The 22,342-nt window shown below is 71.8% G+C and carries 19 protein-coding genes and 1 tRNA gene; 9 read left to right on the forward strand and 11 right to left on the reverse strand.

Translation table 11 applies throughout. The annotated features are described in order from the left end of the window. Positions 1–89: 89 nt before the first annotated feature. Both ABZU46_RS11560 and ABZU46_RS11565 read right to left on the reverse strand, forming a co-directional pair. A complete protein-coding gene (locus ABZU46_RS11560; RefSeq protein WP_354856458.1) occupies positions 90–482 on the reverse strand; it encodes a hypothetical protein in 393 nt (130 codons plus the stop codon). Continuing rightward, complete coding sequence (locus tag ABZU46_RS11565; RefSeq protein WP_354856461.1) at positions 482–1,123, reverse strand: HNH endonuclease family protein; 642 nt, start codon at positions 1,121–1,123, stop codon at positions 482–484. The genes ABZU46_RS11560 and ABZU46_RS11565 overlap by 1 nt, the downstream gene beginning before the upstream one ends. 107 nt (positions 1,124–1,230) lie before the next feature. On the opposite strand from ABZU46_RS11565, the gene ABZU46_RS11570 reads away from it, so the two are divergent. Continuing rightward, positions 1,231–2,724: an MFS transporter gene (locus tag ABZU46_RS11570; RefSeq protein ID WP_354856464.1), complete on the forward strand. Its 1,494-nt coding sequence runs from the start codon at positions 1,231–1,233 to the stop codon at positions 2,722–2,724. Between the two features lie 30 nt (positions 2,725–2,754). Here ABZU46_RS11570 and leuA read toward each other — a convergent pair whose 3' ends face one another. After that, a complete protein-coding gene (gene leuA, locus ABZU46_RS11575) occupies positions 2,755–4,506 on the reverse strand; it encodes a 2-isopropylmalate synthase (protein ID WP_354856467.1) in 1,752 nt (583 codons plus the stop codon). A gap of 237 nt (positions 4,507–4,743) precedes the next feature. Continuing rightward, positions 4,744–6,015, reverse strand: coding sequence for an MFS transporter (locus ABZU46_RS11580; protein ID WP_354856469.1), 1,272 nt, complete (start codon positions 6,013–6,015; stop codon positions 4,744–4,746). 79 nt (positions 6,016–6,094) lie between these two features. Here ABZU46_RS11580 and ABZU46_RS11585 point away from each other — a divergent pair, with 79 nt between their 5' ends. Next, on the forward strand, positions 6,095–7,093 hold the full coding sequence (locus ABZU46_RS11585) for an ArsR family transcriptional regulator (RefSeq protein WP_354856472.1): 999 nt from the start codon (positions 6,095–6,097) through the stop codon (positions 7,091–7,093). On the opposite strand, the gene ABZU46_RS11590 is transcribed toward ABZU46_RS11585, so the two are convergent. Next, complete coding sequence (locus tag ABZU46_RS11590; RefSeq protein WP_354856475.1) at positions 7,094–7,624, reverse strand: nitroreductase family protein; 531 nt, start codon at positions 7,622–7,624, stop codon at positions 7,094–7,096. Positions 7,625–7,708: 84 nt separating this feature from the next. Further along, positions 7,709–8,497: a hypothetical protein gene (locus tag ABZU46_RS11595; RefSeq protein WP_354856478.1), complete on the reverse strand. Its 789-nt coding sequence runs from the start codon at positions 8,495–8,497 to the stop codon at positions 7,709–7,711. Positions 8,498–8,764: 267 nt separating this feature from the next. Between ABZU46_RS11595 and ABZU46_RS11600 the strand changes: the two genes are divergently transcribed. After that, positions 8,765–10,030: an aspartate kinase gene (locus ABZU46_RS11600; protein ID WP_354856481.1), complete on the forward strand. Its 1,266-nt coding sequence runs from the start codon at positions 8,765–8,767 to the stop codon at positions 10,028–10,030. Between the two features lie 5 nt (positions 10,031–10,035). Continuing rightward, a complete protein-coding gene (locus tag ABZU46_RS11605; RefSeq protein ID WP_354856484.1) occupies positions 10,036–11,097 on the forward strand; it encodes an aspartate-semialdehyde dehydrogenase in 1,062 nt (353 codons plus the stop codon). A gap of 92 nt (positions 11,098–11,189) precedes the next feature. On the opposite strand, the gene ABZU46_RS11610 is transcribed toward ABZU46_RS11605, so the two are convergent. After that, on the reverse strand, positions 11,190–12,611 hold the full coding sequence (locus ABZU46_RS11610) for a sensor domain-containing diguanylate cyclase (RefSeq protein ID WP_354856487.1): 1,422 nt from the start codon (positions 12,609–12,611) through the stop codon (positions 11,190–11,192). Between the two features lie 168 nt (positions 12,612–12,779). Here ABZU46_RS11610 and ABZU46_RS11615 point away from each other — a divergent pair, with 168 nt between their 5' ends. From ABZU46_RS11615 to ABZU46_RS11630, 4 genes are all read left to right on the forward strand, one after another. Continuing rightward, a complete protein-coding gene (locus tag ABZU46_RS11615) occupies positions 12,780–13,559 on the forward strand; it encodes a phosphodiesterase (RefSeq protein WP_354856490.1) in 780 nt (259 codons plus the stop codon). Positions 13,560–13,570: 11 nt separating this feature from the next. After that, a complete protein-coding gene (locus ABZU46_RS11620; protein ID WP_354856493.1) occupies positions 13,571–14,227 on the forward strand; it encodes a histone deacetylase in 657 nt (218 codons plus the stop codon). A 311-nt stretch (positions 14,228–14,538) separates the two neighbouring features. Next, positions 14,539–14,994, forward strand: a complete 456-nt coding sequence (locus ABZU46_RS11625; RefSeq protein WP_354856495.1) for a lamin tail domain-containing protein — start codon at positions 14,539–14,541, stop codon at positions 14,992–14,994. 269 nt (positions 14,995–15,263) lie between these two features. Continuing rightward, entirely contained in the window at positions 15,264–16,970 is a 1,707-nt protein-coding gene (locus ABZU46_RS11630) for a bifunctional metallophosphatase/5'-nucleotidase (protein ID WP_354856497.1), read from the forward strand. Positions 16,971–17,075: 105 nt separating this feature from the next. Here ABZU46_RS11630 and ABZU46_RS11635 read toward each other — a convergent pair whose 3' ends face one another. After that, positions 17,076–18,353, reverse strand: a complete 1,278-nt coding sequence (locus ABZU46_RS11635) for an MFS transporter (protein ID WP_354856500.1) — start codon at positions 18,351–18,353, stop codon at positions 17,076–17,078. A gap of 129 nt (positions 18,354–18,482) precedes the next feature. On the opposite strand from ABZU46_RS11635, the gene ABZU46_RS11640 reads away from it, so the two are divergent. Further along, positions 18,483–18,956, forward strand: a complete 474-nt coding sequence (locus ABZU46_RS11640) for a hypothetical protein (protein ID WP_354856503.1) — start codon at positions 18,483–18,485, stop codon at positions 18,954–18,956. Positions 18,957–18,999: 43 nt separating this feature from the next. On the opposite strand, the gene ABZU46_RS11645 is transcribed toward ABZU46_RS11640, so the two are convergent. The 3 genes from ABZU46_RS11645 to ABZU46_RS11655 all read right to left on the reverse strand — a co-directional run bounded on the left by ABZU46_RS11645 (position 19,000) and on the right by ABZU46_RS11655 (position 22,321). Next, a complete protein-coding gene (locus ABZU46_RS11645) occupies positions 19,000–20,919 on the reverse strand; it encodes a hypothetical protein (RefSeq protein ID WP_354856505.1) in 1,920 nt (639 codons plus the stop codon). A 197-nt stretch (positions 20,920–21,116) separates the two neighbouring features. Next, positions 21,117–21,193, reverse strand: a tRNA-Pro gene (locus ABZU46_RS11650). 234 nt (positions 21,194–21,427) lie between these two features. Beyond that, the gene (locus tag ABZU46_RS11655; protein ID WP_354856508.1) at positions 21,428–22,321 is read right to left on the reverse strand and encodes a metallophosphoesterase; all 894 of its coding nucleotides are present in this window, start codon (positions 22,319–22,321) and stop codon (positions 21,428–21,430) included. Positions 22,322–22,342 lie beyond the last annotated feature (21 nt).

Here is a 22,342-nt window from a genome sequence, read left to right on the forward strand (position 1 = left end):
AGGTGATCCCGACGCCGTGACGACACCGGGGGCCGTCCTGCCACAGGACGGCCCCCGGTCTCACGGGTCGACGGTGCCCGGGTGTGGCGTCAGCCCTCCGGGCGGTGCAGCAGGCCCACCGCCACGGCGTGCACCGCGTCCAGCCCCGCCGGGTCGGCGAGCGGCACCGAGCCGCCGGTCACCGCGTACCACTCGTCCGCGTCCTTGTACTGCACCCGCAGCGTGACCTTGCCGTCGGCGTACTCGGTGCGCAGGGTCAGCTCGCCGGTGACCACCCCGACCTCGTCGGTCATCACCCCGCCCGGACCGGGCACGATGTCGGCCGTGCGGCTCTGCGGGCCACCGGCGCCGTCGGAATCGGCGACCATGCCGGCCCCCGGCACGGCGGCCGAGGGTTCGGCGCTGCCATCCGCGGTCATGCCCGCCGCGGCCGGGCCTGTGTCACCCTTCGCCTCGCCGCCTGTCACGGCTCCCTCGCTCATCAGCAGCCCTCCAGCATGTCGCTCAGGGCGGCCTTCTCGGCACTGGTCACCGTCAGCCGCCAGTGGTGCTTGACCGCCACCCAGTCTTTGGCGTATTGGCACCAGTACGACCGGTTCGCCGGTTTCCACTGGGACGGGTCCTGGTCACCCTTTGCCCGATTGGAGGACGCGGAAACCGCGAGGAGCTGCGGCCGGGTCGTGTCGTTGGCGAAGTCGCCGCGCTTCGCGTCGTCCCACTCGTCGGCGCCCGAGCGCCACGCGTTGGCCAACGGCACCATGTGGTCGATGTCCACGTCGGAGGGATCGGTGGCGCTGCGACCGTCGTACGCGCTCTCCCAGCGACCGCCGACGACGTTGCAGCCGGACAGCTTCACGTCCTTGCCGTCGCGTTGCAGGATGCTGTCCCGCACGTCGCAGTTCTTACCCGTGTTCCGCCAGTGCGGAAAGCGGTCGCGGCTGTAGCCCTTCATCGAGCCGGCGTTGGCGACGGTCAGCTGGCCCAGCTGCTGCGCCGCGTTGCCGCCGTCCGTCGGTGGTGGCGGCGTTCCGGTCTCGTCCGGAGGGACGCAACCGGCTACGCCGAGCGCCAGCGCCGCGACGAGCGCGGTCACCGCCGCGCGCGGTCCTGATCTGGTACGCACAGACGACACCTCTCCAGCTTGCGGGCTCCCGGCGATTGCGCACAGTACCCGGGCATGGTTTCGGCGTTTCGCGGCGTCTCCCACATCGTGCAAGGCAGATTGGTGAGATGACCACAGCCGTACCGTCGCCCGCTCTGCGGATGGGCACCGCCGCCGGCCGGGGGACGCTGCTCGCCGCGGTGCTCGCCTCCGGCATGGTCTTCCTCGACAGCACCGTCGTCAACGTGGCGCTGCCGAAACTCGGCCAGGATCTCGGGGCCAACGTGGCCGATCTCCAGTGGACCGTGAACGGGTACCTGCTGATGCTGGCGGCGTTCGTGCTGCTCGGTGGGGCGCTCGGGGACCGCTTCGGCCGACGACGGGTCTTCCTGATCGGCGTGGCGTGGTTCACCCTGGCCTCGGTGCTGTGCGGGCTGTCCCAGGGCACCGGTTGGCTGATCGGGGCCCGGTTCCTCCAGGGCGCTGGCGGGGCGCTGCTCACCCCCGGCTCCCTGTCGGTGCTCCAGGCCAGCTTCCACCCGGACGACCGGGGGAAGGCGATCGGCGCCTGGGCCGGGTTGTCCGGTGTGTCCACCGCGCTGGGCCCGTTCCTCGGTGGCTGGCTGATCGACGCGCTGTCGTGGCGGTGGATCTTCTTCCTGAACCTGCCGATCGCCGTGCTGGTGGTGCTGGCCACCGCCCGCTGGGTGCCGGAGAGTCGCGACGAGAACGCCTCCCGGACGCAGGGGCCGGGCCGGACCCGACGCCGGTTCGACGTGGCCGGGGCGCTGCTCGGTGCGCTGGCGCTCGCCGGCGTCACGTACGCCCTGATCGACGCGCCCGCGCGGGGCTTCACCTCGGCGTCGGTGCTGATCTCCGCGCTGGTCGGGGTGGTGGCCGCGGTGGCCTTCGTCCTGCTGGAACGGCGGCGCGGCGACACGGCGATGCTGCCCACCGGGCTGTTCGGCAGCCGGCTCTTCTCCGTCCTGAACATCTTCACCGTGGTGGTCTACGCGGCGCTCAACGGCTTCACCTTCTTCTTCGCCGTCTACCTGCAGAACGTGGTCGAGTGGTCGGCCTTCCGCACCGGGATCTCGCTGCTGCCGATGACGGTGCTGCTGCTCATCGGGTCGGCCCGGGCGGGCGCGCTGTCGGCGCGGATCGGCCCCCGGCTGCCGCTGACCGTCGGGCCGGTGGTGGCCGCCGCCGGTCTGCTGCTGCTGCGCGGCGTCGGCCCGGGCGCGTCGTACTGGACCGACGTGCTGCCCGGGGTGCTGCTCTTCGGCCTCGGGCTGACCCTGGTGGTGGCGCCGCTGACCGCGTCGGTGCTCGCCGCGGTGCAGGACCGGTTCTCCGGGGTGGCCAGCGGCTTCAACAACGCCGCGTCCCGAGCGGGCGGTCTGCTCGCGGTGGCCGCGCTGCCGCTGCTGGTCGGCCTCTCCGGCGGCGGGTACGAGCAGAAGACCGAGCTGACCGACGCGTTCCGGGGAGCGCTGGCCTGGTGTGCGGGGCTGCTGCTGGCCGGAGCGGTGCTGGCCCTCGTGCTGGTGCACCGACCGCCCCGGGCGGCCCCGCCGTCGCAGCCCTGCCACTCGATGCCCGCCGCCACACCCCCGAGGTAGCGAACCACCTCGGGGGCGCGGCGCGTGCGATCAGCCGCGCGCGCGGTTGACGGCGCTGGTGACCGCCTTGATCGACGCGGTGACGATGTTGGCGTCGGTGCCGACACCCCAGACCGTCCGACCGTCCACCTCGCACTCCACATAGGCGGCGGCCTGCGCGTCCCCACCGGAGGACAGCGCGTGCTCGTGGTAGTCGAGCACCCGGACGCCCACCCCGACCGAACCGAGCGCGTTGACGTACGCGTCGATCGGGCCGTTGCCGACCGCGGTGAGCGACCGTTGCTCGTCGCCCACGCCGACCTGTGCCTCGATCTCGACCTTGCCGTCGGTGGTGCCGATCGTGTAGCCGGCGAACCGGACCGCCGGGTCGGGCTGGTGGTCGAGCAGGTAGTGCGTCGCGAAGATCTCCCACATGGCGCGCGGGTCGACCTCGCCGCCGTCGTGGTCGGTGACCTGCTGCACGACCCCGGAGAACTCGATCTGGAGCCGGCGGGGCAGGTCCAGTTGGTGCTCGCTCTTCATGATGTACGCGACGCCGCCCTTGCCGGACTGCGAGTTGACCCGGATGACTGCCTCGTAGGTGCGGCCCAGGTCCTTCGGGTCGATCGGCAGGTACGGGACCGCCCAGGTGTGCTCGTCCATCGGCACGCCGGCCGCCTTCGCGTCGGCGGCGAGGGCGTCGAAGCCCTTCTTGATGGCGTCCTGGTGGGAGCCGGAGAAGGCGGTGTAGACCAGGTCGCCCGCGTACGGGTGGCGCTCGTGCACCGGGAGCTGGTTGCAGTACTCGACGGCCCGCCGGATCTCGTCGATGTTCGAGAAGTCGATCATCGGGTCGATGCCCTGGGAGAAGAGGTTGAGCCCCAGCGTCACCAGGTCGACGTTGCCGGTGCGCTCGCCGTTGCCGAACAGGCAGCCCTCGATCCGGTCCGCGCCGGCCAGCAGGCCCAGCTCGGCGGCGGCCACCCCGGTGCCCCGGTCGTTGTGCGGGTGCAGGCTCAGCACGACGCTGTCGCGGCGCGGCAGGCGCCGGTGCATCCACTCGATCGAGTCGGCGTACACGTTCGGGGTGGCCATCTCGACGGTGGCCGGCAGGTTGATGATCAGCGGCCGGTCCGGCGTCGGGTCGATCACGTCGATCACCCGGGAGCAGACCTCCAGCGCGTACTCCAGTTCGGTGCCCGTGTACGACTCCGGCGAGTACTCGTAGAAGATCTCCGTGTCCGGGGTGTGGATCTCCGCGTACTTCTGGCAGAGCCGCGCACCGGTGGTGGCGATGTCGGCGATGCCGTCCTTGTCCAGACCGAAGACCACCCGCCGCTGGAGGGTGGAGGTCGAGTTGTAGAAGTGCACGATGGCCCGCTTCGCGCCGCGCAGCGACTCGAACGTCCGGTCGATCAGGTGCTCCCGGCACTGGGTGAGCACCTGGATGGTGACGTCGTCCGGGATCATGTCCTGCTCGATGAGCTGCCGGACGAAGTCGAAGTCGGTCTGGCTGGCCGACGGGAAGCCGACCTCGATCTCCTTGTAGCCCATCTGGACCAGCAGCTGGAACATCCGCCGCTTGCGCTCGGGCGACATCGGGTCGATCAGCGCCTGGTTGCCGTCCCGGAGATCCACCGCGCACCAGCGCGGGGCGGCCTCGACGGTGCGGGTGGGCCAGGTGCGATCCGGCAGGTCGATCCGGAACTGCTCCCGGTAGGGCTGGTAGCGGTGGTACGGCATCCGGCTGGGGCGCTGCCGGGCGATCGGATCGGTCTCGGCGTCGGTGACAGGTTGAGCCATCTCAGAGTGCTCCCTGGAACATGTGGCGTCAGCAGATCGGAAGGTGTCGGCGAGGTGCCGGGCGACGGTGCGCGGCGGTGCCGAGAGGAAACTCAGATGTGCTGGACGGCGCGATGCGACTCCGCGACGAGGTGCCGGCCGGTCAGGCCCCGTCGCGGCGGCTAAGGAGAAGAAGCGCCCGCCACATGACCAAGTCACCCTACGTGATGGAACCGGGGGTGGAAAGGCCGGTCCGGACTATGGGACCGGCGTCATGGTCTGCTCCTGGACCTCGGCACCCAGCCTCGGCGTCCGTTCGGCCCAGGCCACGGCGGGCACGATCGCCGCTCCGACCAGCACGAAGATCGCTGCCGTCGGTAACCAACCCCAGCCGCCGGTGGTCACGCCGAGCGCGGTCAGCCCCGCGGGGGCGATCAGGTACTGCACCTGCTCGCCGAGCCGCAGCGCCCCCACGTACGCGCCGCGCTGGTCGTCCGGCGGAAGGGTGGCGGTGAGCCCCCAGGCGCCCGCCGACTGGATCAGCTCGGCCAGGATCAGCAGCGTCGCGGCGGCCACCAGCACCACGACGGTGAGCGGGCCCCGGGTGACCCCGGAGATCGGCAGGACCAGGCAGGCCAGGGCGATGAGCAGGGCACCCCGTCGAGAGGCCCGGGCCGCGCCGGCGGCGGTGTCGGCGCCCCGGCTGACGCGTACCTGGAGCAGCACGATCAGGACCGTGTTGAGCAGCACCAGAGCGGCGATCACCGTCTTCGGGGCGTCGGTGTGGGTGAGGATCCAGAGCGGCAGCACCGTCAGGTAGAGCGTCTGGTGCGCGGTGAGCAGCCCGGACAGCAGGGACACCGTAATGAACGGGCGGTCCCGCAGCACGGCGAGCCGACCCATCGGCTCCACCGGCCGGGCCACCTGCGGCAGGCGGGGCAGTCGTCGTACGAACAGGGCCGTCACCAGGATCACCGCCGCGATGAACCAGACCATCGCGCGGTACGCCTCGATCGTGTCCACCGCCAGCACCAGGCCGCTGATCACCGCGCCCAGCCCGAATCCGACGTTCAGCGACGAGCGCTGGTACGCCATCGCGGTGACCCGTTCGGCGGGCGGGAGCGCGTTGATCGAGTAGACCTGGCGGGCCACGCCTGTCGACGCGTCCACCGCCGCCAGCGCCACCACGACGGCGAGGAAGCTCGCGAAGCCGCCCACGAACGGGTACGACGCGAAGAGCGCCGCGTCCAGCACGAGCCCGACGATCCAGACCCGCTGCGGTCCGTACCGGTCGGTGAGCCCGCCCAGCGGCACCGTGCCCAGCAGTGACACCCCCGCCGCGATGGACAGGCCCAGCCCGACCTGCGCGGCGCTGAGCCCGAGTGCCCGGGTGAAGAAGACGGCGCTGCCGGCGTGGAACAGGCCGCTGCCGACGGCGTAGACCATGGCCTGCACGGCCAGCGCGCGGGTCAGCCCGGCCGGCGGTACGACGTTGTGGACAGCGGTGCGGATGGTTTCTCTGGCCCCCATGGCCGAGAAGTGAACCGGGACCGAATAGATCGGTCGAGCCTTTTAGGCTGGACCGAATCCTGCTCCCGGGGGAGGGCGCGTGTCCGAGTTGCGGTTCAGCCTGGCCGACGTCGCGAGAGTGCGGCTCGCCGTGTCGCCGGTCAACGAGACGGTCATGAGCATGTGGGCGCTGGCCAGCCCGATCCGCTACCCGGTGCACCTGCCCTGGATCGACCGGGCCCGGGTGACCCTGCGCCGTCCCGAGGTCGCCGCCCGGGTCCGACCGCTGAAGGAGCTGACCTGGCGGGGTTGCCCGTTGCCCGACTTCCTCACCCCGGCGGCCCGCCCGAACGTGGAGGTGACCGAGCAGCTCGACCAGATCGCGGCGACGCCGTCGGCCGTGGTGGTCCAGGATCTGCTGTCGACGACCGGGCGCCGGCCGCTCAGTCCGTTCGGGCGGGCGCTGCTCGCCGACCCCCGTGGGCTGTTGCCACAGCTCGTCGACGCGGTGCGGGTCTGGTACGACGAGGCGATCGCCCCGGACTGGTCGCGGATGCGGGCGCTGCTCGACGCCGATGTGGCGTACCGGGCCGCACAGCTCGCCGAGAACGGCGCCGGACGGTTCTTCGAGCAGCTCCACCCGAGCCTGCGCTGGCTCGGCGACCGGGTGGTCAGCGACGACCCGTTCGCGCGGGACTTCGACCTGCGGGACCGTGGGTTGGCGCTGAACCCGACGGTGTTCAGCGAACGTCGGGTGCTGTGGAACCTGCTGGAGGACTCGTTGCCGGCCGCCGCGTACCCGGTCCGGGCGGTCGGGACGCTCTGGGAGGCGACCGCGCCACCGCCTGGCGACCCGCTGGCACGGGTGATCGGCCCCGGCCGCGCCGCGCTGCTGCACCTGCTCGACACGGCCACCACCACCACCGACCTGGCCCGGCTCACCGGGATGTCGGCCGGAAACGTCTCGCAGCACCTGGCCGCGTTGCACGCCGCCGGCCTGGTCGGCCGGTCCCGACAGGGTCGGCATGTGCTCTACCGCAACACCGACGCCGCGGGGGTTCTGCTGCGGGCCAGCGGTGCGGCTGACCCGATCAGGTGATCAGGCGAGCAGCAGGTCGGCGACCGGCCGGCGGTGCCGCAGGCCGGTCTCCCGGGCGCGCAGCTCGGCCGGGAGGGCGAACGGATCTCCGAGCCGACCGACGGCGGCGACCACAAGCGGTCGGACGCCGCCGGGCAGGTCGAGTTCGGTGGCGAGGCCGGCCCGGTCGAAGCGGACGAGCTGGCGGACGTGCAGACCGAGCGCGGTGGCCTGCAGGGTCAGGTGGGCGATCGCCTGACCGAGGTCGTACGCGGCCCGCTCGGCGTCGCCGCCGGTGTGCGCGCCGACCACCAGGGTCGCGGCGTGCCGGGCCCAGCCCTGGTCGTCGGCGGGAAGGTTGATCAGGATCCGTTTCCAGTTCTGGTCGTCCCGGTGGCCGAGGGCGAACCGCCAGGGCTGCCCGTTGTCCGCCGACGGCGCCCACCGTGCGGCCTCCAGCAGCGACGCCGCCTCGTCCGAGGTCAGGGTGGCGCTCGGGTCGAAGGCCCGAGGGCTCCAGCGGAAGGCGAGCAGCGGGGTCAGGTCAGCCATGCCGAGAATCGTCCTGTATGGGTGATTCGCTACTCAACGTGGGCCTGCGGGATGTGGGCAAAAGCACCCGTAACGGGATGAAGATCAGGACGTTCCCGCGCTCGGACTGAGTGTCGGATCGGGCGTCGGAGGGGCCGCGGTGTCGAGGGGTTCCGCGTCCACCACCACCGGCCCGGCGAGCTGCACGGTGGCGGGCGCCGGGCCGGGCGGGGCCGCCAGCCGCAGCGTGCCGGCGTCGGTCCGGACGCCGGTCGGCGTGCCGTCGGTGTCGTAGCAGTAGATGCCGACGTCCAACGGCGCGTTCAGCGAGGCGGAGGTGGAGTCGACCGAGTAGCAGGTGCCGGTCAGCCCCTTGGGCGTGGCGGCCAGGGCCACCGCGAGCGGCGCGCGCCGGTCGGTCAGCACGTCCAGCCAGTCGGTGAGCGGATGCTGGATCCGGGGGTCCAGCCGGCGCGGGAGGGCGTCGTCACGTTCGCCGAGGCGTACGCAGCGCGCCGGCTCCGGGTGACCGGTCGAGGGCAGCGCGCACTGGAACAGCCCGTCGCCGGTCGCGGCCAGCGAGACGTCGGCGGTGCCACCCAGCGCCCCGCCCGGCACGTCGACCCGCCAACTGCCGTCGTTCGCGCTGGTGAACACGATGCTGCGGTCCGGTTGGCCGGTCCGGGTGAACACGTAGCGCGCCACCAGGTGGCGATCCTGTGCGGCGGCGGCCAGGGCGGCCAGCTCGTCCCGGGTGGCGTCCACCTCGACCGGGCCGGGGTCGGCTGGCGGCGGAGGCGGAGGCCGCTCGCTGGTGCAGGAGACCAGGACTGCCGGCAGGGCGAACACGAGCGGCCCGAGCACGCGGCCGGCCGAGCGAAAGAGGACGGGCACCGGCCCATTCTGGTGGGTGCGGGCCAGGCGCGGGCAGCGGCGGGCAGCCGTCCGCCCCGGCGTGTCGGGCGCGGCCTTTCGGCGTACCGCCCGAACTCGCGGACCTGGCCGCCCGCGTTGCCCGCACGGCCGCGCGGGCCGGATCGTGGGATCACCCGACCCGCCGCCGTGGCCCGCCCGATACCCTCATGGGGTCTGACACGCGCCGCCGGCCCCGGTTCCGGCGGCGTCGGCACGCTCAGGGTCACTGGGAGGGAGTGCACCGTCGTGGCACTCGTGGTGCAGAAGTACGGCGGGTCCTCCGTCGCCAACGCCGAGCGGATCAAGCGGGTGGCCGAGCGCATCGTCGCCGCCCGCAAGGCCGGCGACGACGTGGTGGTGGTGGTCTCCGCGATGGGGGACACCACCGACGAGCTGCTCGACCTGGCCAACCAGGTCAGCCCGCTGCCGCCGGGCCGCGAGCTGGACATGCTGCTCACCGCCGGGGAGCGGATCTCCATGGCCCTGCTGGCCATGGCCATCCACAACCTGGGGTACGAAGCCCGCTCGTTCACCGGCTCGCAGGCCGGTGTGATCACCACCTCGGTGCACGGCCGGGCGCGGATCATCGATGTCACCCCGGGGCGGCTCAAGGGCGCGCTCGACGAGGGCTCGGTGGTCATCGTGGCCGGTTTCCAGGGCGTCTCGCAGGACACCAAGGACGTCACCACGCTGGGCCGCGGCGGCTCGGACACCACGGCCGTCGCGCTCGCCGCCGCGCTGCACGCCGATGTCTGCGAGATCTACACCGACGTGGACGGCATCTTCACCGCCGACCCGCGGATCGTTCCCAACGCCCGGCACATCAAGGACATCACCTACGAGGAGATGCTGGAGCTGGCCGCGTGCGGCGCGAAGGTGCTGCACCTGCGTAGCGTGGAGTACGCCCGCCGGGCGGGGTTGCCGATCCACGTCCGTTCGTCATACTCGACCAACACCGGCACGATGGTCACCGGATCGATGGAGGACCTTTCCGTGGAGCAGGCACTGATCACCGGGGTCGCGCACGACCGCAGCGAGGCCAAGATCACGATCGTCGGGGTGCCCGACGAGCCGGGTGCCGCCGCGCGGATCTTCGACACCGTCGCGGGCGCCGAGATCAACATCGACATGATCGTGCAGAACGTCTCCACCGAGGGCACCGGCCGTACGGACATCTCGTTCACGCTGCCCAAGGCCGACGGCCCGACCGCGATGGCCGCGCTCAGCAAGATCCAGGAGCCGGTCAAGTTCAAGGGCCTGCTCTACGACGACCACGTCGGCAAGGTCTCCCTGATCGGCGCCGGCATGCGCTCGCACCCCGGCGTGGCCGCCGGCTTCTTCGCCGCGCTGGGCGCTGCCGGGGTCAACATCGAGATGATCTCCACCTCCGAGATTCGCGTCTCCGTCGTCTGCCGGGACACCGACCTCGACGCCGCGGTCCGCGCCATCCACGATCAGTTCGAGCTGGGCGGCGACACCGAAGCCGTGGTCTACGCCGGGACGGGTAGGTAGCGCCGATGACGGCGCTGCCCACCCTCGCCGTGGTCGGAGCGACAGGTGCCGTCGGCACCGTGATGTGTGAGCTGCTCAGCGGACGTCGCAACGTCTGGGGTGAGATCCGGCTTCTCGCCTCCGAGCGTTCGGTCGGGAAGCGGGTGCGCTGCCGGGGCGAGGAGCTCGTCGTCCAGGCGCTGACCCCGGAGGCGTTCGACGGGGTCGACGTGGCGATGTTCGACGTGCCCGACGAGGTCTCCGCCGAGTGGGCGCCCATCGCCGTCGCCCGTGGCGCGATCGCGGTGGACAACTCCGGCGCGTTCCGGATGGACCGGGACGTCCCGCTGGTCGTTCCGGAGATCAATCCCGAGCAGGTCCGCAACCGGCCTCGGGGCATCATCGCGAACGCCAACTGCACCACCCTCGCGATGATCGTCGCGGTCGCGCCCCTGCACCGCGAGTACGGTCTGCGGGAGCTGGTGCTCGCCTCCTACCAGGCGGTCTCCGGCGCCGGTCAGGCCGGCGTGGACATCCTGCACGACCAGCTCGCCAAGGTCGCCGGGGATCGCGCGCTCGGCTCGCGTACCGGCGACGTCCGCCAGGCGGTCGGCGACGACCTGGGCCCGTTCCCGGCGCCGCTGGCGCTCAACGTGGTGCCCTGGGCGGGCTCGTCGGCCGACGGCGGCTGGTCGTCGGAGGAGATGAAGATCCGCAACGAGTCGCGGAAGATCCTCGGCCTGCCCGACCTCAAGGTCAGCGCCACCTGCGTGCGCGTGCCGGTGGTGACCGGCCACTCGGTGGCCGTGCACGCGGTCTTCGCCACCGAGGTCGACGCCGAGGGCGCCCGCGAGGCGCTGCGCAACGCCCCCGGCGTGATCCTGGTCGACGACCCCGCCGCCGGTGAGTTCCCGATGCCGATCGACGCGGTCGGCACCGACCCGTCGTGGGTCGGCCGGATCCGCCGCGCCCTGGACGACCCGCGCGCCCTCGACTTCTTCGTCACCGGCGACAACCTCCGCAAAGGCGCGGCCCTCAACACCGCCCAGATCGCCGAACTCCTCGCCAAGGAACTCCGCACCGCCTGACCCCGCGCTGCGGCGATCTCGCGGTTTCTGCGCCGGCACGAGGGATCAGAGCGACAAGACGACGACCGGAAGCGCAGGATCGGCGGGAGGTTTCACGCCGCGGCCAGGTGGACTCCGTCCCGGCCCTGGCGCTTCACCGCGTAGAGGGCCTGGTCGGCTCTTCGCAGGGTGCCATCGGGGGATTCGCCGGTGCGGGGCAGCGCGACGCCGACGCTGATCGTGCGACCGGTCCGTCGAGCCGCCTCGGTCAACCGCTCGGCGATCCGGACCGCCTCCTCCGGACGGCTCACCTCGATCACCGCCACGAACTCGTCGCCGCCGATCCGGTACAGCTCGTCGCCGTGCCGCAACGCCCCCTCCAGCGCGCGGGCCAACCCGATTAGCACCTGGTCGCCGGCCTGATGGCCGTACGTGTCGTTGACCGTCTTGAAGCCGTCCACGTCGATCGCCAGCAGCGCCGTACGCCCCGGGGTGGCCGCCGCGATCCGCTGCCCGAACGGGCCGGTGTGCCGCAGCCCCGTCAGCGGGTCCGAGCTGGCCTGCTCCCGCAGCCGGACGAGCGTGCGCAGCCGGTCCAGGCTGGTCCACACCTGCCCGGCGAGCAGCTCCATGAGGCTGACCGTGGTCGGGTCCGGCCGCAGCGCCCGCTCGTCGGCGACGAGCAGCGCCCCACCCGCGTCCGGCGGACCCATCGGAACGGCGATCAGCGTGCGTACCCCGGCCCGGGTCAGCGGCCGGTAGTCCTCGGTCGGCGGGTGCCCCGCCTCGCCCAGCGTGTACCCGGCGCCGTACCGGTGCGCCCGCTCGATCATCCGGCCGAGAGCCTCCGGCCCCGCCTCGGCCAACTCCGCCCGGATGCGGGTCTCCAACTCGCACCCGGCCAGCGGCGGCGGCCCGAGCTGGGCGCCCTCCGGGCCGCCGGTCAGCAGCACCGCTGTGGAGAGGGTGGACACCTCCCGGGCGGCGGAGGTCGCCGCGCCGATCACGGCCTCCTCGGTCGGCGCGGCGGAGAGCGCGGCGGCGTGCCGGAGCAGCTTCTCGCTCCGGCTCTCTGACGGAGGGCCGCCCACTGCGGCGATGCGGGCGCCGAGTCGGGCCGCCAGCCGCTGCGCGGTCTCCCGCCACGGCTCCAGGTCGACAGGCCCACTCCACTGCAGGTCCAGTACGCCGATCACCCGGCCCGCCGGGTCGCGCACCGGCACGCACAGCTCAGCTGTCACGTCCGGGCGTACCGGAAGGTAGTCCGGGTCGGCGGTGACGTCCGGGACCACCGCCGCGACGTCTGTGGCGTACACCCGGCCGACGATCCCGGTGCGCGCCGGGACGGTCGCGAAGACCTGCCACGCGCCGGTCGCCGCCACGCAGCGCAGCCGGTCGTGGGCCTCGAGCAGCACCGAGATGGTGGCCGGGGTGTGGCGCGACAGCGCGGCGACCGTCCGCCGACAGGCCTCCGGCGCGGTCGACGCCATCGACAGGCGGACGGTGACGTCACGGATGACTCGCTGATGATCCACTCGCACGTCGTTCCAGGTAGGGGAGGGTCTGCGCGATCAAGCGTACCCACGCTGAGGGAACCCCCCGGGCTTCGTACACATGTGCTATCCACAGGCTGTGGACGCAGCCTGTGGGAAGAGGCGGCGGGCGATAGCGTGGAACTCCCGTCGCCGAGGAGGCGAGCACTCATGCTCATCGCCCAGCTCAGTGATCCGCACGTGACCACCGGCCTGCTCGCCGCCGAGCCCGCCGCCGGGCTGCACCGGGCGCTCGGCCGGGTGCTGGCCCTGCGCCCGCGACCCGACTGCGTGGTCATCACCGGCGACCTGGTCGACCACGGCCGACCCGACGAGTACGCCGCGCTGCGCGACCTGATCGGCCGGTTCCCGCTTCCGGTGTACCTGGCCGCCGGCAACCACGACGACCGGGAGTCGCTGCTCGACGCGTTCGGCGGCACGCCCTGGCTCGGCGGCGGGTTCTCCGCCTACTACCACGTCGACCACGAGGCGGCGACAGTCGTCGTGCTCGACTCGCTCACCCCCGGCAGCGGCGGCGGCAACCTGGGCGAGGAGCAGCTCGGCTGGCTCGACGGCGTGCTCTCCGGTAGGCCCGACGTGCCCGCCGCGATCTTCCTGCACCACCCGCCGGTCGCGGTCGGCATCCCGGCGGCGGACACCATCCGGCTCGCCGACGGGCCCGCGCTGGCCGAGGTGGTCGGCCGGCACCGGCACGTCGTGCGGGTCGCCGCCGGGCACCTGCACCGCACGGTCACCGTGGGGTACGCGGGCACGGTGCTCACCGTGGCGCCCAGCACCTGGAAGCAGAGCACCCTCACGATGGCCACGGACGAGGTGATCGGCTGGGTCGCCGAACCGACCGCCTTCCTGCTGCACCGCATCGAGCCCGACGGCTGCGTGACCCATGTCGTGCAGGTCAGCCACTCGGCCGGCCAGACCTGCGGCTTCTGATCGCAGCGCCCATGCCCGGCACCGTCTGGTACGTCGCGTACGGCTCGAACATGCACGCCGCCCGGCTGGCCTGGTACATCGTCGGCGGCTGCCCGCCCGGCGGCCGGCGGACGTACCCGGGTTGCCGCGACCCTCGCCCACCGAGCCGGTCGGCGCCGGTGTGGCTGCCCGGCGGGATCTACTTCGCCGGCGAGTCCGGCGCGTGGACCGGCGGGATGGCGTTCTATGACCCGCAGCTGCCGGGCGAGGCCGCCGCACGGGCCTACCTGGTCACCATCGAGCAGTTCACCGACATCGCCGCTCAGGAGATGTACCGCCCGACCGGCGACACCGCCGACCTCGTCCCGGCGGCCGGCGCGGCAGTCGACACCGCCGTCGCCGAGGGGCGGGCGACGCTCGGCCCCGGCCGCTACGAGACCCTGATCTGCCCCGGCCTGCGCGCCGGCGTCCCGCTGCTCACCTTCACCGCCCCCGAGCCGGCGTCGGCCGTGCGGTGCCGGCCACCGGCACCGGCCTACCTGCGCATGATCGCCCGAGGGCTGCACGAGTCACACGGCTGGGCCGCCGAGCGGATCGCCGACTACCTGGCACAGCGCCCCGGAGTCGCGGACGGCTGGCCCCTCGACGCGGTGACGACTCTGGTCCGCGACGCGCTCACCACCGGCTGACCGGCCAAGCCCGGCTTCCGCCCGGATCGGCGGCGATGATCCACCGGCCGGATCGACCGACGAGATCATCGGACCGGATGGACGGGCCGGTGAGAGTCCGGACGCGTCCGAAGGTCGACCGGTCCGAACTGCCGGGCAGCGTCGCCGCGCACCGACCGGCGCACCACGCTCCACCGCCCGGATCGAGTTGGCGACGCGTCCTCCTCGCTGGCCACGCCCGCCCCGTCCCGCCGCTAGCGTCAGCGCTCCACGTCACACGTGGAACGACCGCGTCGGCGTTCGTCGGCCGGCGCACGGAGTGAGGAGACGGAATGACGAAGAAGATGATCGGTCTCGCGCTCGCGCTCGCCGGGACGCTCGCTGCCACGCTGGCCACCGCCGGACCGGCGCAGGCCGCGACTCCGTCGGTGCAGATCACCAAGGTCTACTACAACTCGCCCGGCAGCGACAACCGCTCGAATTCCAGCCTGAACGCGGAGTACGTCCGCCTCACCAACCGGCGGTCGAGCACCATCAACCTGAAGTCCTGGACGCTGCGGGACAAGGCGCGCCATGTCTACACCTTCAGTGGCGACGTCCGCCTCGCCGCCGGAGCGAGTGTCTACATCCACACTGGAAAGGGCAAGAACACGTCGACCCACCGCTACTGGGGGTCCGGCGCGTACATCTGGAACAACACCGGCGACAGCGCGTACCTGCGCGACTCGGCCGGGAAGCAGATCGACTCCTGCTCCTGGGGCAGCAAGGGCAGTTACACCTCCTGCTGAGCAAGCGGACGCCGCCGGTCGACCGCCGGCGGCGTTCGCCGCGGACGTCGATCGACGAGATGTGGTCGGTGACCGATGGTAAACCAATCGGTGTATTCGCAGCTCTGCTGTGCTGCTCGGCTCGACCTGTGAGCGTCCGGATGAGAGGCTGGCCGGGCGGGCGACGCCCCAACCGCCCGCAAGCGTGATCGATCCTTCCGACGGCGTCGACGGCGGCCGCTCGACCCACAGGCCGGCCACCGCACGCGCCGATTCTCACGAGGAGTTCCATGTCCATACCCGGGATGCGTCGGGCCGCTGTCGGCCTGACCGCGCTCGCGGTGGCAGCGCTCGGCGCGGTCGCCACCACCCCCGAGCAGGCCGACGCGCGACCGAAGCCGGTCGACGTCACCCTGCTGGCGCTCAACGACTTCCACGGCAACCTCGAACCCCCGAGCGGCTCCAGCGGCACCATCGCCGGGCAGACCGCCGGAGGCGTCGAATACCTCGCGACCCACCTGGCCGAGCTGCGCGCCGCCGCCAAGAAGAAGAACACCATCACCGTCGCCGCCGGTGACCTGATCGGCGCGTCCCCCCTGCTCTCCGCCGCGTTCCACGACGAACCGACCATCGAGGCGCTGAGCATGGCCGGGCTGGACTACGCCAGCGTCGGCAACCACGAGTTCGACGAGGGCGCCGCCGAGCTGCTGCGGATCCAGAACGGCGGCTGCCACCCGGTCGACGGCTGCGCCGACGGCACCCCGTACCGGGGCGCCGGCTTCCAGTACCTGTCCGCCAACGCCTTCAAGACCGCCACCGGCAAGCCGCTCATGGCGCCGTACGCGATCCACAAGGTGCAGGGCGTCAAGGTCGGCTTCATCGGGATGACCCTGGAGGGCACCCCGCAGATCGTCAGCCAGCAGGGCGTCGCGGGCCTCACCTTCGCCGACGAGGCGGAGACCGCCAACCGGTACGCCCGCGAGCTGCGCCGCAAGGGCGTGGAGACGATCGTCGTGCTGCTGCACGAGGGTGGCGCCCAGGCGGCGACCGGTGGCATCAACGACTGCGTCGGCATGACCGGGCCCATCGTGGACATCGCCAACCGGATGGACCCGTCGATCGACGTGGTCGTCAGCGGCCACACCCACCAGGCGTACAACTGCAACATCAACGGCAAGCTGGTCACCAGCGCCAGCTCGTTCGGCCGCCTGGTCACCGACATCGACCTGAAGATCGACCGCCGCTCCGGGGACGTGCTCTCGGCCTCCGCGAACAACGTCGTGGTCACCCGCGACGTCGCCAAGGATCCGAAGCAGACCGCCCTGATCGACAAGTACAAGACGGTGCTCGGCCCGGTCGCCGGCCGCCAGGTCGGCGAGACCACCACCGCGATCACCAAGACCCAGGAAACCCTCTTCGGTACGACCCTGGGCGAGTCGCCACTGGGCAACCTGATCGCCGACGCGCAGCTCGCCGCCACCGATGACGAGCAGAATGCGGTCGCCGCCTTCATGAACCCGGGTGGGGTCCGGGCCGACCTCAACGCCGGCCCGGTCACCTACGAGGAGGCGTTCACGGTACAGCCGTTCGCCAACAACCTGGTGACGCTCGACCTGACCGGTGCGCAGCTCTACTGCGTACTGGAACAGCAGTTCGTCACCGGCCGGACGCTGTACCCGTCGTCGACCGTCGGCTATGTGGTCGACCCGGCCGGCACCACCGGCACCGTCGCCGACCCGTGCGCCGGCACCCGCGTGGTCCGGGGCAGCCTCACCATCGGCGGCACCGCCGTCGACACCGCCGCCACCTACCGGGTGACGGTGAACAACTTCCTGGCCGGCGGGGGCGACGGCTTCAGCGCCCTCACCGCCGGAACCAACCAGGTCACCGGCCAGATCGACCTGGACGCGTTCGTGGCGTACCTGACCGCGAAGTCGCCGGTCTCCGCCCCGACGCTCGACCGCATCCGCACCACCGCCGAGGTCCCCGCCGCCTGACGGCGTACCCCGCAACGATCGGGCCCCGGAGCACCCGCTCCGGGGCCCGACCCGTCCCCGGGCACCGGCCGCTGCTGCAAGGGACGCGGGACGCGGGACGGGTCGTCAGACGGGGGTGGGTGCCGGGGCGGGAGTGGTGATCGTCGGGCGGCCGTCCTGGTCGACGGTGAGCAGTCGGCGCAGCGAGAGCGCGATGAGCGAGGCGATCAGGCAGCCGCCGACCACCACCGCGACCCAGACCATGCCGTTGGCCGCGCCGATGAGTGGGCCGGCGGTCACCGGGCCGATCACACCGCTGATCCCGAAGATCATCGAACTCATGGCGTTGTACCGGCCGCGCAGCTCGTCGGTGGCGAGCGCGTTGGTCAGCGCCGGCATCACCGGCGACAGCAGCGTCTCGCCGAGGCCGAAGATCGCCGAGCAGGCCACCACGCACAGGGCAGCCACCAGGGCGTTGCCGGTGCTGATCACACCGGCGACGCCGAGGACCAGCCAGGCGACGGCGAACACCGCCCCGACCACGGCGAGCGCGCCGGTGCGGCTGCGCCCCTCGATCCGGCGGATCACCAGCAGTTGGGCGAGCACGATCATCACGGTGTTGGCCGCGAGCGCCCAAGCCACCACCCGGGGGTTCACCTCGGCGACGCGCACGGCGTACGCGGCGAAGCCGACCTCGACCTGGGCGTACCCGCAGGTGGTGAGGACCAGACCGAAGATCACGAGCCGGCGGAACGGGCGGTCCCGGAGCACGGTCAGGTAGCCGCCGCTCGACGGCCCGTCGCCAGCGGAGCGGTGGCCGAGTCGGTGGCCGACGCCGGGCAGGGTCAACAGGATCAGGGCCGGCATCAGGTAGCTGACCGCATCCAGCAGGTAGATCGTCTGGAAGGTGCCGGGCCGCGCCGTGTCGACGATCGCGCCGGACGTCATGCCGCCGATGCCGATGCCGAGGTTGAGCAGCGCGAAGTTCAGTCCGAAGACCCGTTGCCGCTCACCGTCGTCGGTGAGCGAGGCGAGGATGGTGTTCTGCCCGGACCAGATCGCCGAGCTGCCGACAGCGATCACGGTCATCACGAGCAGGGCCGAGCCGGTCGAGTGGACCAGCGCCAGCGAACCGGTGCCGATCGCCTCGATCACGAAGCACGGCACCACCACCCGGCGCGCGCCGAATCGGTCGATAAGCGTCCCGCCCAGCGGCGACAACGCCAGGGTGACGACGCCGTACCAGCCGATCACCAGACCGGCGCGGGTGTCGGTGAGCCCGCGCACGTCGGTGAGGTAGATGAACAGGAACGGCAGGGTCAGGCCCCGCCCGATCGCCGACAGCAGGGTGCCGAGGAGCATCCGGCGGGCTTCCGGACGACGGGGCAGGGATCGACGCAGCATGTCCGGCATTCTGTTCGGTGGGTGTGACGCCCCGCGAACCGTTTTGCAGCGGCGACGCTGTTCCCGGGCCGCCGGGTGACCAACCCCACGGTGATCGTCGGTGTCCGCCGGGTCTGCGATGCTGGCCCGATGACCGGCACCTGGCGACACCTGCCCGCTACCGCCCGCGCCATCGCGGTGACCGCCACAGCGGCCGTCGCCGCCGCCCAGGCGCGCGACAACCAGGCGTACGACGAGGCGGTCGCCGATCTCGCGGCCGACGACCGGTCCGGTCTGGTGCTCGGAACGGTGGTTCGGCTCCTGCTGGAGGAGAGCCACCCGGAAGGGCTGGCCGGCGACGACATCCGCCAGGTGCTGACCCGCTGCGTGCAGAACGCGATGCGGTGGCGGTCGGACGTCGATCCGCACGTGGTGCTCGTCCTGCTCGCCGGAGCGCTCGGGGTGTACGACCCCGACGGCGACGAGTCGCCGCCGGACGCGTCCGCCCTGGCCCGGCATGCCCCGCTACTCGTGGCCGACCTGTTGGCGGTGACGGGCGTGCCGTTGGACGACTACCTGGCCGCCGCGTTCACCGAGATCGAGCGCACCGAACGGCAGGACTGATCCGCGGGGGCGGCCACACCGGTGGCCACCCCCGCGGGGTACGTCAGGAGGCGGAGGCCGCCACGTCGAAGTAGTACCAGTTCGGGTAGTCACTGAGCGTGCCGTCGGCGCGGACGGCGTAGACGGTCAGGTCCATGAACCCGCTGGCGGTCGGCGTCCAGGTGATCGTGGCCCGGCCGTTCGCGTCGGCCGCCACCTCGATCGCCTCGGCATTGTTGAAGCTGTACCGGTAGGCCGCGGTGTCCGTCCAGCCCGGCGGCGGGGAGAAGGTGAAGGTGCCCTCGACCCCCACCCCGCCGACCGGCGAACCGTCCGGCGAGTAGTAGACGTCGGACTTCACCCCGGGGCCGGGGTCGAAGTACGTGGACCAGTTGCTCTCCGGTGAGACGAACCCGTTGTCGCTGAGGCTGCGGACCGTGATGTTGTGCCCGTCCACCCTGTTGGCGACGAAGCTGAAGTAGCCCGTGCCGTCCTCTTGGGCCGGCCGCTTCTCCGGGTCCCCGCCGTCCAGGGTGATCTCGTACTCACGGACGCCGGTGACACCGGGTGCCGGTACGAACTTCAGCACCACCTCCTGCCCCCACTCGGGCTGACCACTCTCCACCTGGATCTCAGGTGCGGTCCACGGCACGAAGGTGCGGTACTCGACGGTCTGCGAGACGTTGCCGGCGAGGTCGATGGAACGGACGGTCAATGTCTGTGGCCCGAAGCCGATCGGGTTGACCGTCACGGTCGCGGACCCACCGGCGGTGTTCGCCTTGACCGCCCCCGAGCTGCTGAACGGATCGAAGCAGACCAGTTGACCGTATTCACCGCTGGCCGAGCAGGTGTTGACACCCAGGCCGCGCCAGGAGTACCGGAAGCCGGCCACGTCCTTGTTGCCGTTGCCGGAGAAGGTGAAGACGGCCGGCACGCCGGCCGGCGCATGCTCTCCGGTGCCGTCCGCTGGGTAGTTGGACGAGGTGACGGTCGGCACGCCGGGCGCGGTGCGGTCGTAGGTGAAGAAGCACTTCTTCGACCACGCCGAGGTGTCGGCGCCGTCGGTCACCCGGGCCTGCCAAGCGTACGACTCGCCGTCGGTGAGGGTGCCCTCGGGCAGGTTGACCGTGTTGGCCCGACCGGAGATGCCGTGCTCGCCGATGAACGTCTGGCGAGCGTCCGGCGTGGCCTTGGGCCAGATGGCGACCTCGGTCTTGACGGCGCGCTCGTCGTCCCCGTCGGCGTCGGAACCGACGGCCTGTAGCACCGTGGCGAACCCGCTGATGCGCGGATACGGCTTCAGTTGCGTGCAGGCAAGACCACCGTTGTAGAGGTGGGCGCTGTCGATCTGTGGCACGGAGTTGAACTGGGTGGTCAACTTGACGCCGCGGTACGGGTGCAGCCCTCGGCCGTAGGAGGCGTCACTCTCGAACTGCTCCGGCACCCGGATCTCGAAGGTGATGTGACGCTGCCGGTGCGCCACCGCATCCTGCACCGCCGCGCCGACGTCGAAGGTGATGGAGGCCCCAGGGCAGAACTGTACCGGGGTGAGGACCTCGCCGAGCTTGGTGAGCGGTTCGGGTGCCCGGTTCCAGGTCGGCGTCGCGGTGACCGGCTTCGTCCGCCAGATTTCGACGGCCCGTTTGCTGCAGTCGGCGGCGCTGCGCTCGTCGAGGAACACATTCGCGCCGTAGATCTTCTTGCCCTCGTAGGCGGAGAGGTCGTACGTGGCGTACACCCGGGAGGTGTGGCTCTTGCCCGCGTCGTCCTGCCAGGTGCCGAGCGGAATGTTGGTCTCGCTGTCGATGGGGTATGCCTTCTTCGGCGTCGCCGAGTCGGTCCAGCCGACCTGCACGGCCGGCGGGCCGTCGTAGTGCGGTGCCGCGACGGCGGCGCTCGCGGTGGAGATGAGACTGAGCCCGCTGACGCCCATCGCCAGCGCGAGTGTGCCGACGACGGCACGGCGCGGCCTTGATCTGATCACAGTGGAATGTTCCTCCCCGTGTGCCATCCGCTCCGCTGAACGGATGATCAAGCGCATCAAACCCTGGGAGGTTGACGGGCGGCAACCCCCGTTCGGGCGGCCGGGGAGCCGCCCGAACGGATTGATGATCTTTCAATGGCGTACGCCGCGGAATGTGCAGAGGGCACATCCGTCGAGCGGATGTGCCCTCTTACCTCTGGTCGGGGTGGCCGGATTCGAACCGACGACCTCTTCGTCCCGAACGAAGCGCGCTACCAAGCTGCGCCACACCCCGAGGCGTGCCGACAAATAGTAGCCCACCCGCTCCGATGGTCAAACTCGGTACCCCCGCCGCCCGACCCGGCCGAATCGCGCTCGGAGCCGCCAAGATCCGCACAACTTCCCCGATGTTGCTGCCTCCCGGCACGGCGAGGCAGCAACATCCCCGATACTGCGCGGATCTTGGGGCGAGGCGGGGGCGACGGCAGGGCGGGCGGGAAGGGCGGCCGGGAGGGCGGGGCACGACAGGTCAGCGGGGGATGAGGGTCAGGATGCTCGCCTCCGGAGGGCAGGCGAAGCGGATCGGTGCGGTCGGGTGGGTGCCGAGGCCGGCGGAGACGTGCAGCCAGGAGTCCGACCCCGGCCACCGGTGCAGCCCACGTGCCATCGAGCGGGGCAGGCCGCAGTTGGTCACCAGCGCGCCGTACCCCGGGACGCAGACCTGCCCGCCGTGGGTGTGGCCGGCCAGCAGCAGGCCGAAGCCGTCGGCGGCCATCTGGTCGAGCACCCGCGGCTCGGGGGAGTGTGTCAGCGCGATGGACAGGTCGGCCGAGGACGAGACGGCGCCGGCCACCGCCGGGTAGTCGTCCCGGTCGATGTGGGGGTCGTCCACGCCGACCAGGTCGAGCTGCCGGCCACCGGCCTTGAGGGTGGTCCGGGCGTTGTTGAGGTCCGCCCAGCCGGCGCCGGTGAACACCTGACGCAACTCCTCGTAGGGCAGGTCGACGCCCTCGGTGTACTCCCGGTCGGGCAGGAAGTAGGTGAACGGGTTCTTCAGCACCGGCCCGGTGTAGTCGTTGGAGCCGAACACGAACGCGCCCGGGTAGTCGAGCAGCGGTTGCAGCGCCCGCAGCACGCCCGGCACCGCGCCCGGGTGCGCCATGTTGTCGCCGGTCACCACGACCAGGTCCGGGTCGAGGGCGGCCAGCGACGCCACCCAGCGCTGCTTGCGCGCCTGGTCGGGCATCATGTGCAGGTCCGACAGGTGCAGCACGCGCAGCGGCTCCGCGTCGGACGGCAGCACCGGCACGTCGTACCGCCGGAGGGTGAACATGTTGCGCTCGACGAGCGACGCGTACGCGAGTGTGGTCGCGCCGACCGCGGCGGTTCCGGCGGCGAGGCGGAATAGTGTGCGCTTTCGCATGGCGTTCAGGGTAGTTTGACC

The organism is Micromonospora sp. NPDC005197 (genome assembly GCF_040608295.1).
Lineage (GTDB): Bacteria > Actinomycetota > Actinomycetes > Mycobacteriales > Micromonosporaceae > Micromonospora.

What these genes read in the sequence shown, in the direction of transcription:
- ABZU46_RS11560 (WP_354856458.1), bottom strand. Translation starts at nt 482, where the DNA reads ATGAGCGAGGGAGCCGTGACAGGCGGCGAGGCGAAGGGTGACACAGGC.
- ABZU46_RS11570 (WP_354856464.1), top strand. Translation starts at nt 1,231, where the DNA reads ATGACCACAGCCGTACCGTCGCCCGCTCTGCGGATGGGCACCGCCGCC.
- leuA (WP_354856467.1), bottom strand. Translation starts at nt 4,506, where the DNA reads ATGGCTCAACCTGTCACCGACGCCGAGACCGATCCGATCGCCCGGCAG.
- ABZU46_RS11580 (WP_354856469.1), bottom strand. Translation starts at nt 6,015, where the DNA reads ATGGGGGCCAGAGAAACCATCCGCACCGCTGTCCACAACGTCGTACCG.
- ABZU46_RS11590 (WP_354856475.1), bottom strand. Translation starts at nt 7,624, where the DNA reads ATGGCTGACCTGACCCCGCTGCTCGCCTTCCGCTGGAGCCCTCGGGCC.
- ABZU46_RS11605 (WP_354856484.1), top strand. Translation starts at nt 10,036, where the DNA reads ATGACGGCGCTGCCCACCCTCGCCGTGGTCGGAGCGACAGGTGCCGTC.
- ABZU46_RS11615 (WP_354856490.1), top strand. Translation starts at nt 12,780, where the DNA reads ATGCTCATCGCCCAGCTCAGTGATCCGCACGTGACCACCGGCCTGCTC.
- ABZU46_RS11620 (WP_354856493.1), top strand. Translation starts at nt 13,571, where the DNA reads ATGCCCGGCACCGTCTGGTACGTCGCGTACGGCTCGAACATGCACGCC.
- ABZU46_RS11625 (WP_354856495.1), top strand. Translation starts at nt 14,539, where the DNA reads ATGACGAAGAAGATGATCGGTCTCGCGCTCGCGCTCGCCGGGACGCTC.
- ABZU46_RS11630 (WP_354856497.1), top strand. Translation starts at nt 15,264, where the DNA reads ATGTCCATACCCGGGATGCGTCGGGCCGCTGTCGGCCTGACCGCGCTC.
- ABZU46_RS11635 (WP_354856500.1), bottom strand. Translation starts at nt 18,353, where the DNA reads ATGCTGCGTCGATCCCTGCCCCGTCGTCCGGAAGCCCGCCGGATGCTC.
- ABZU46_RS11640 (WP_354856503.1), top strand. Translation starts at nt 18,483, where the DNA reads ATGACCGGCACCTGGCGACACCTGCCCGCTACCGCCCGCGCCATCGCG.
- ABZU46_RS11655 (WP_354856508.1), bottom strand. Translation starts at nt 22,321, where the DNA reads ATGCGAAAGCGCACACTATTCCGCCTCGCCGCCGGAACCGCCGCGGTC.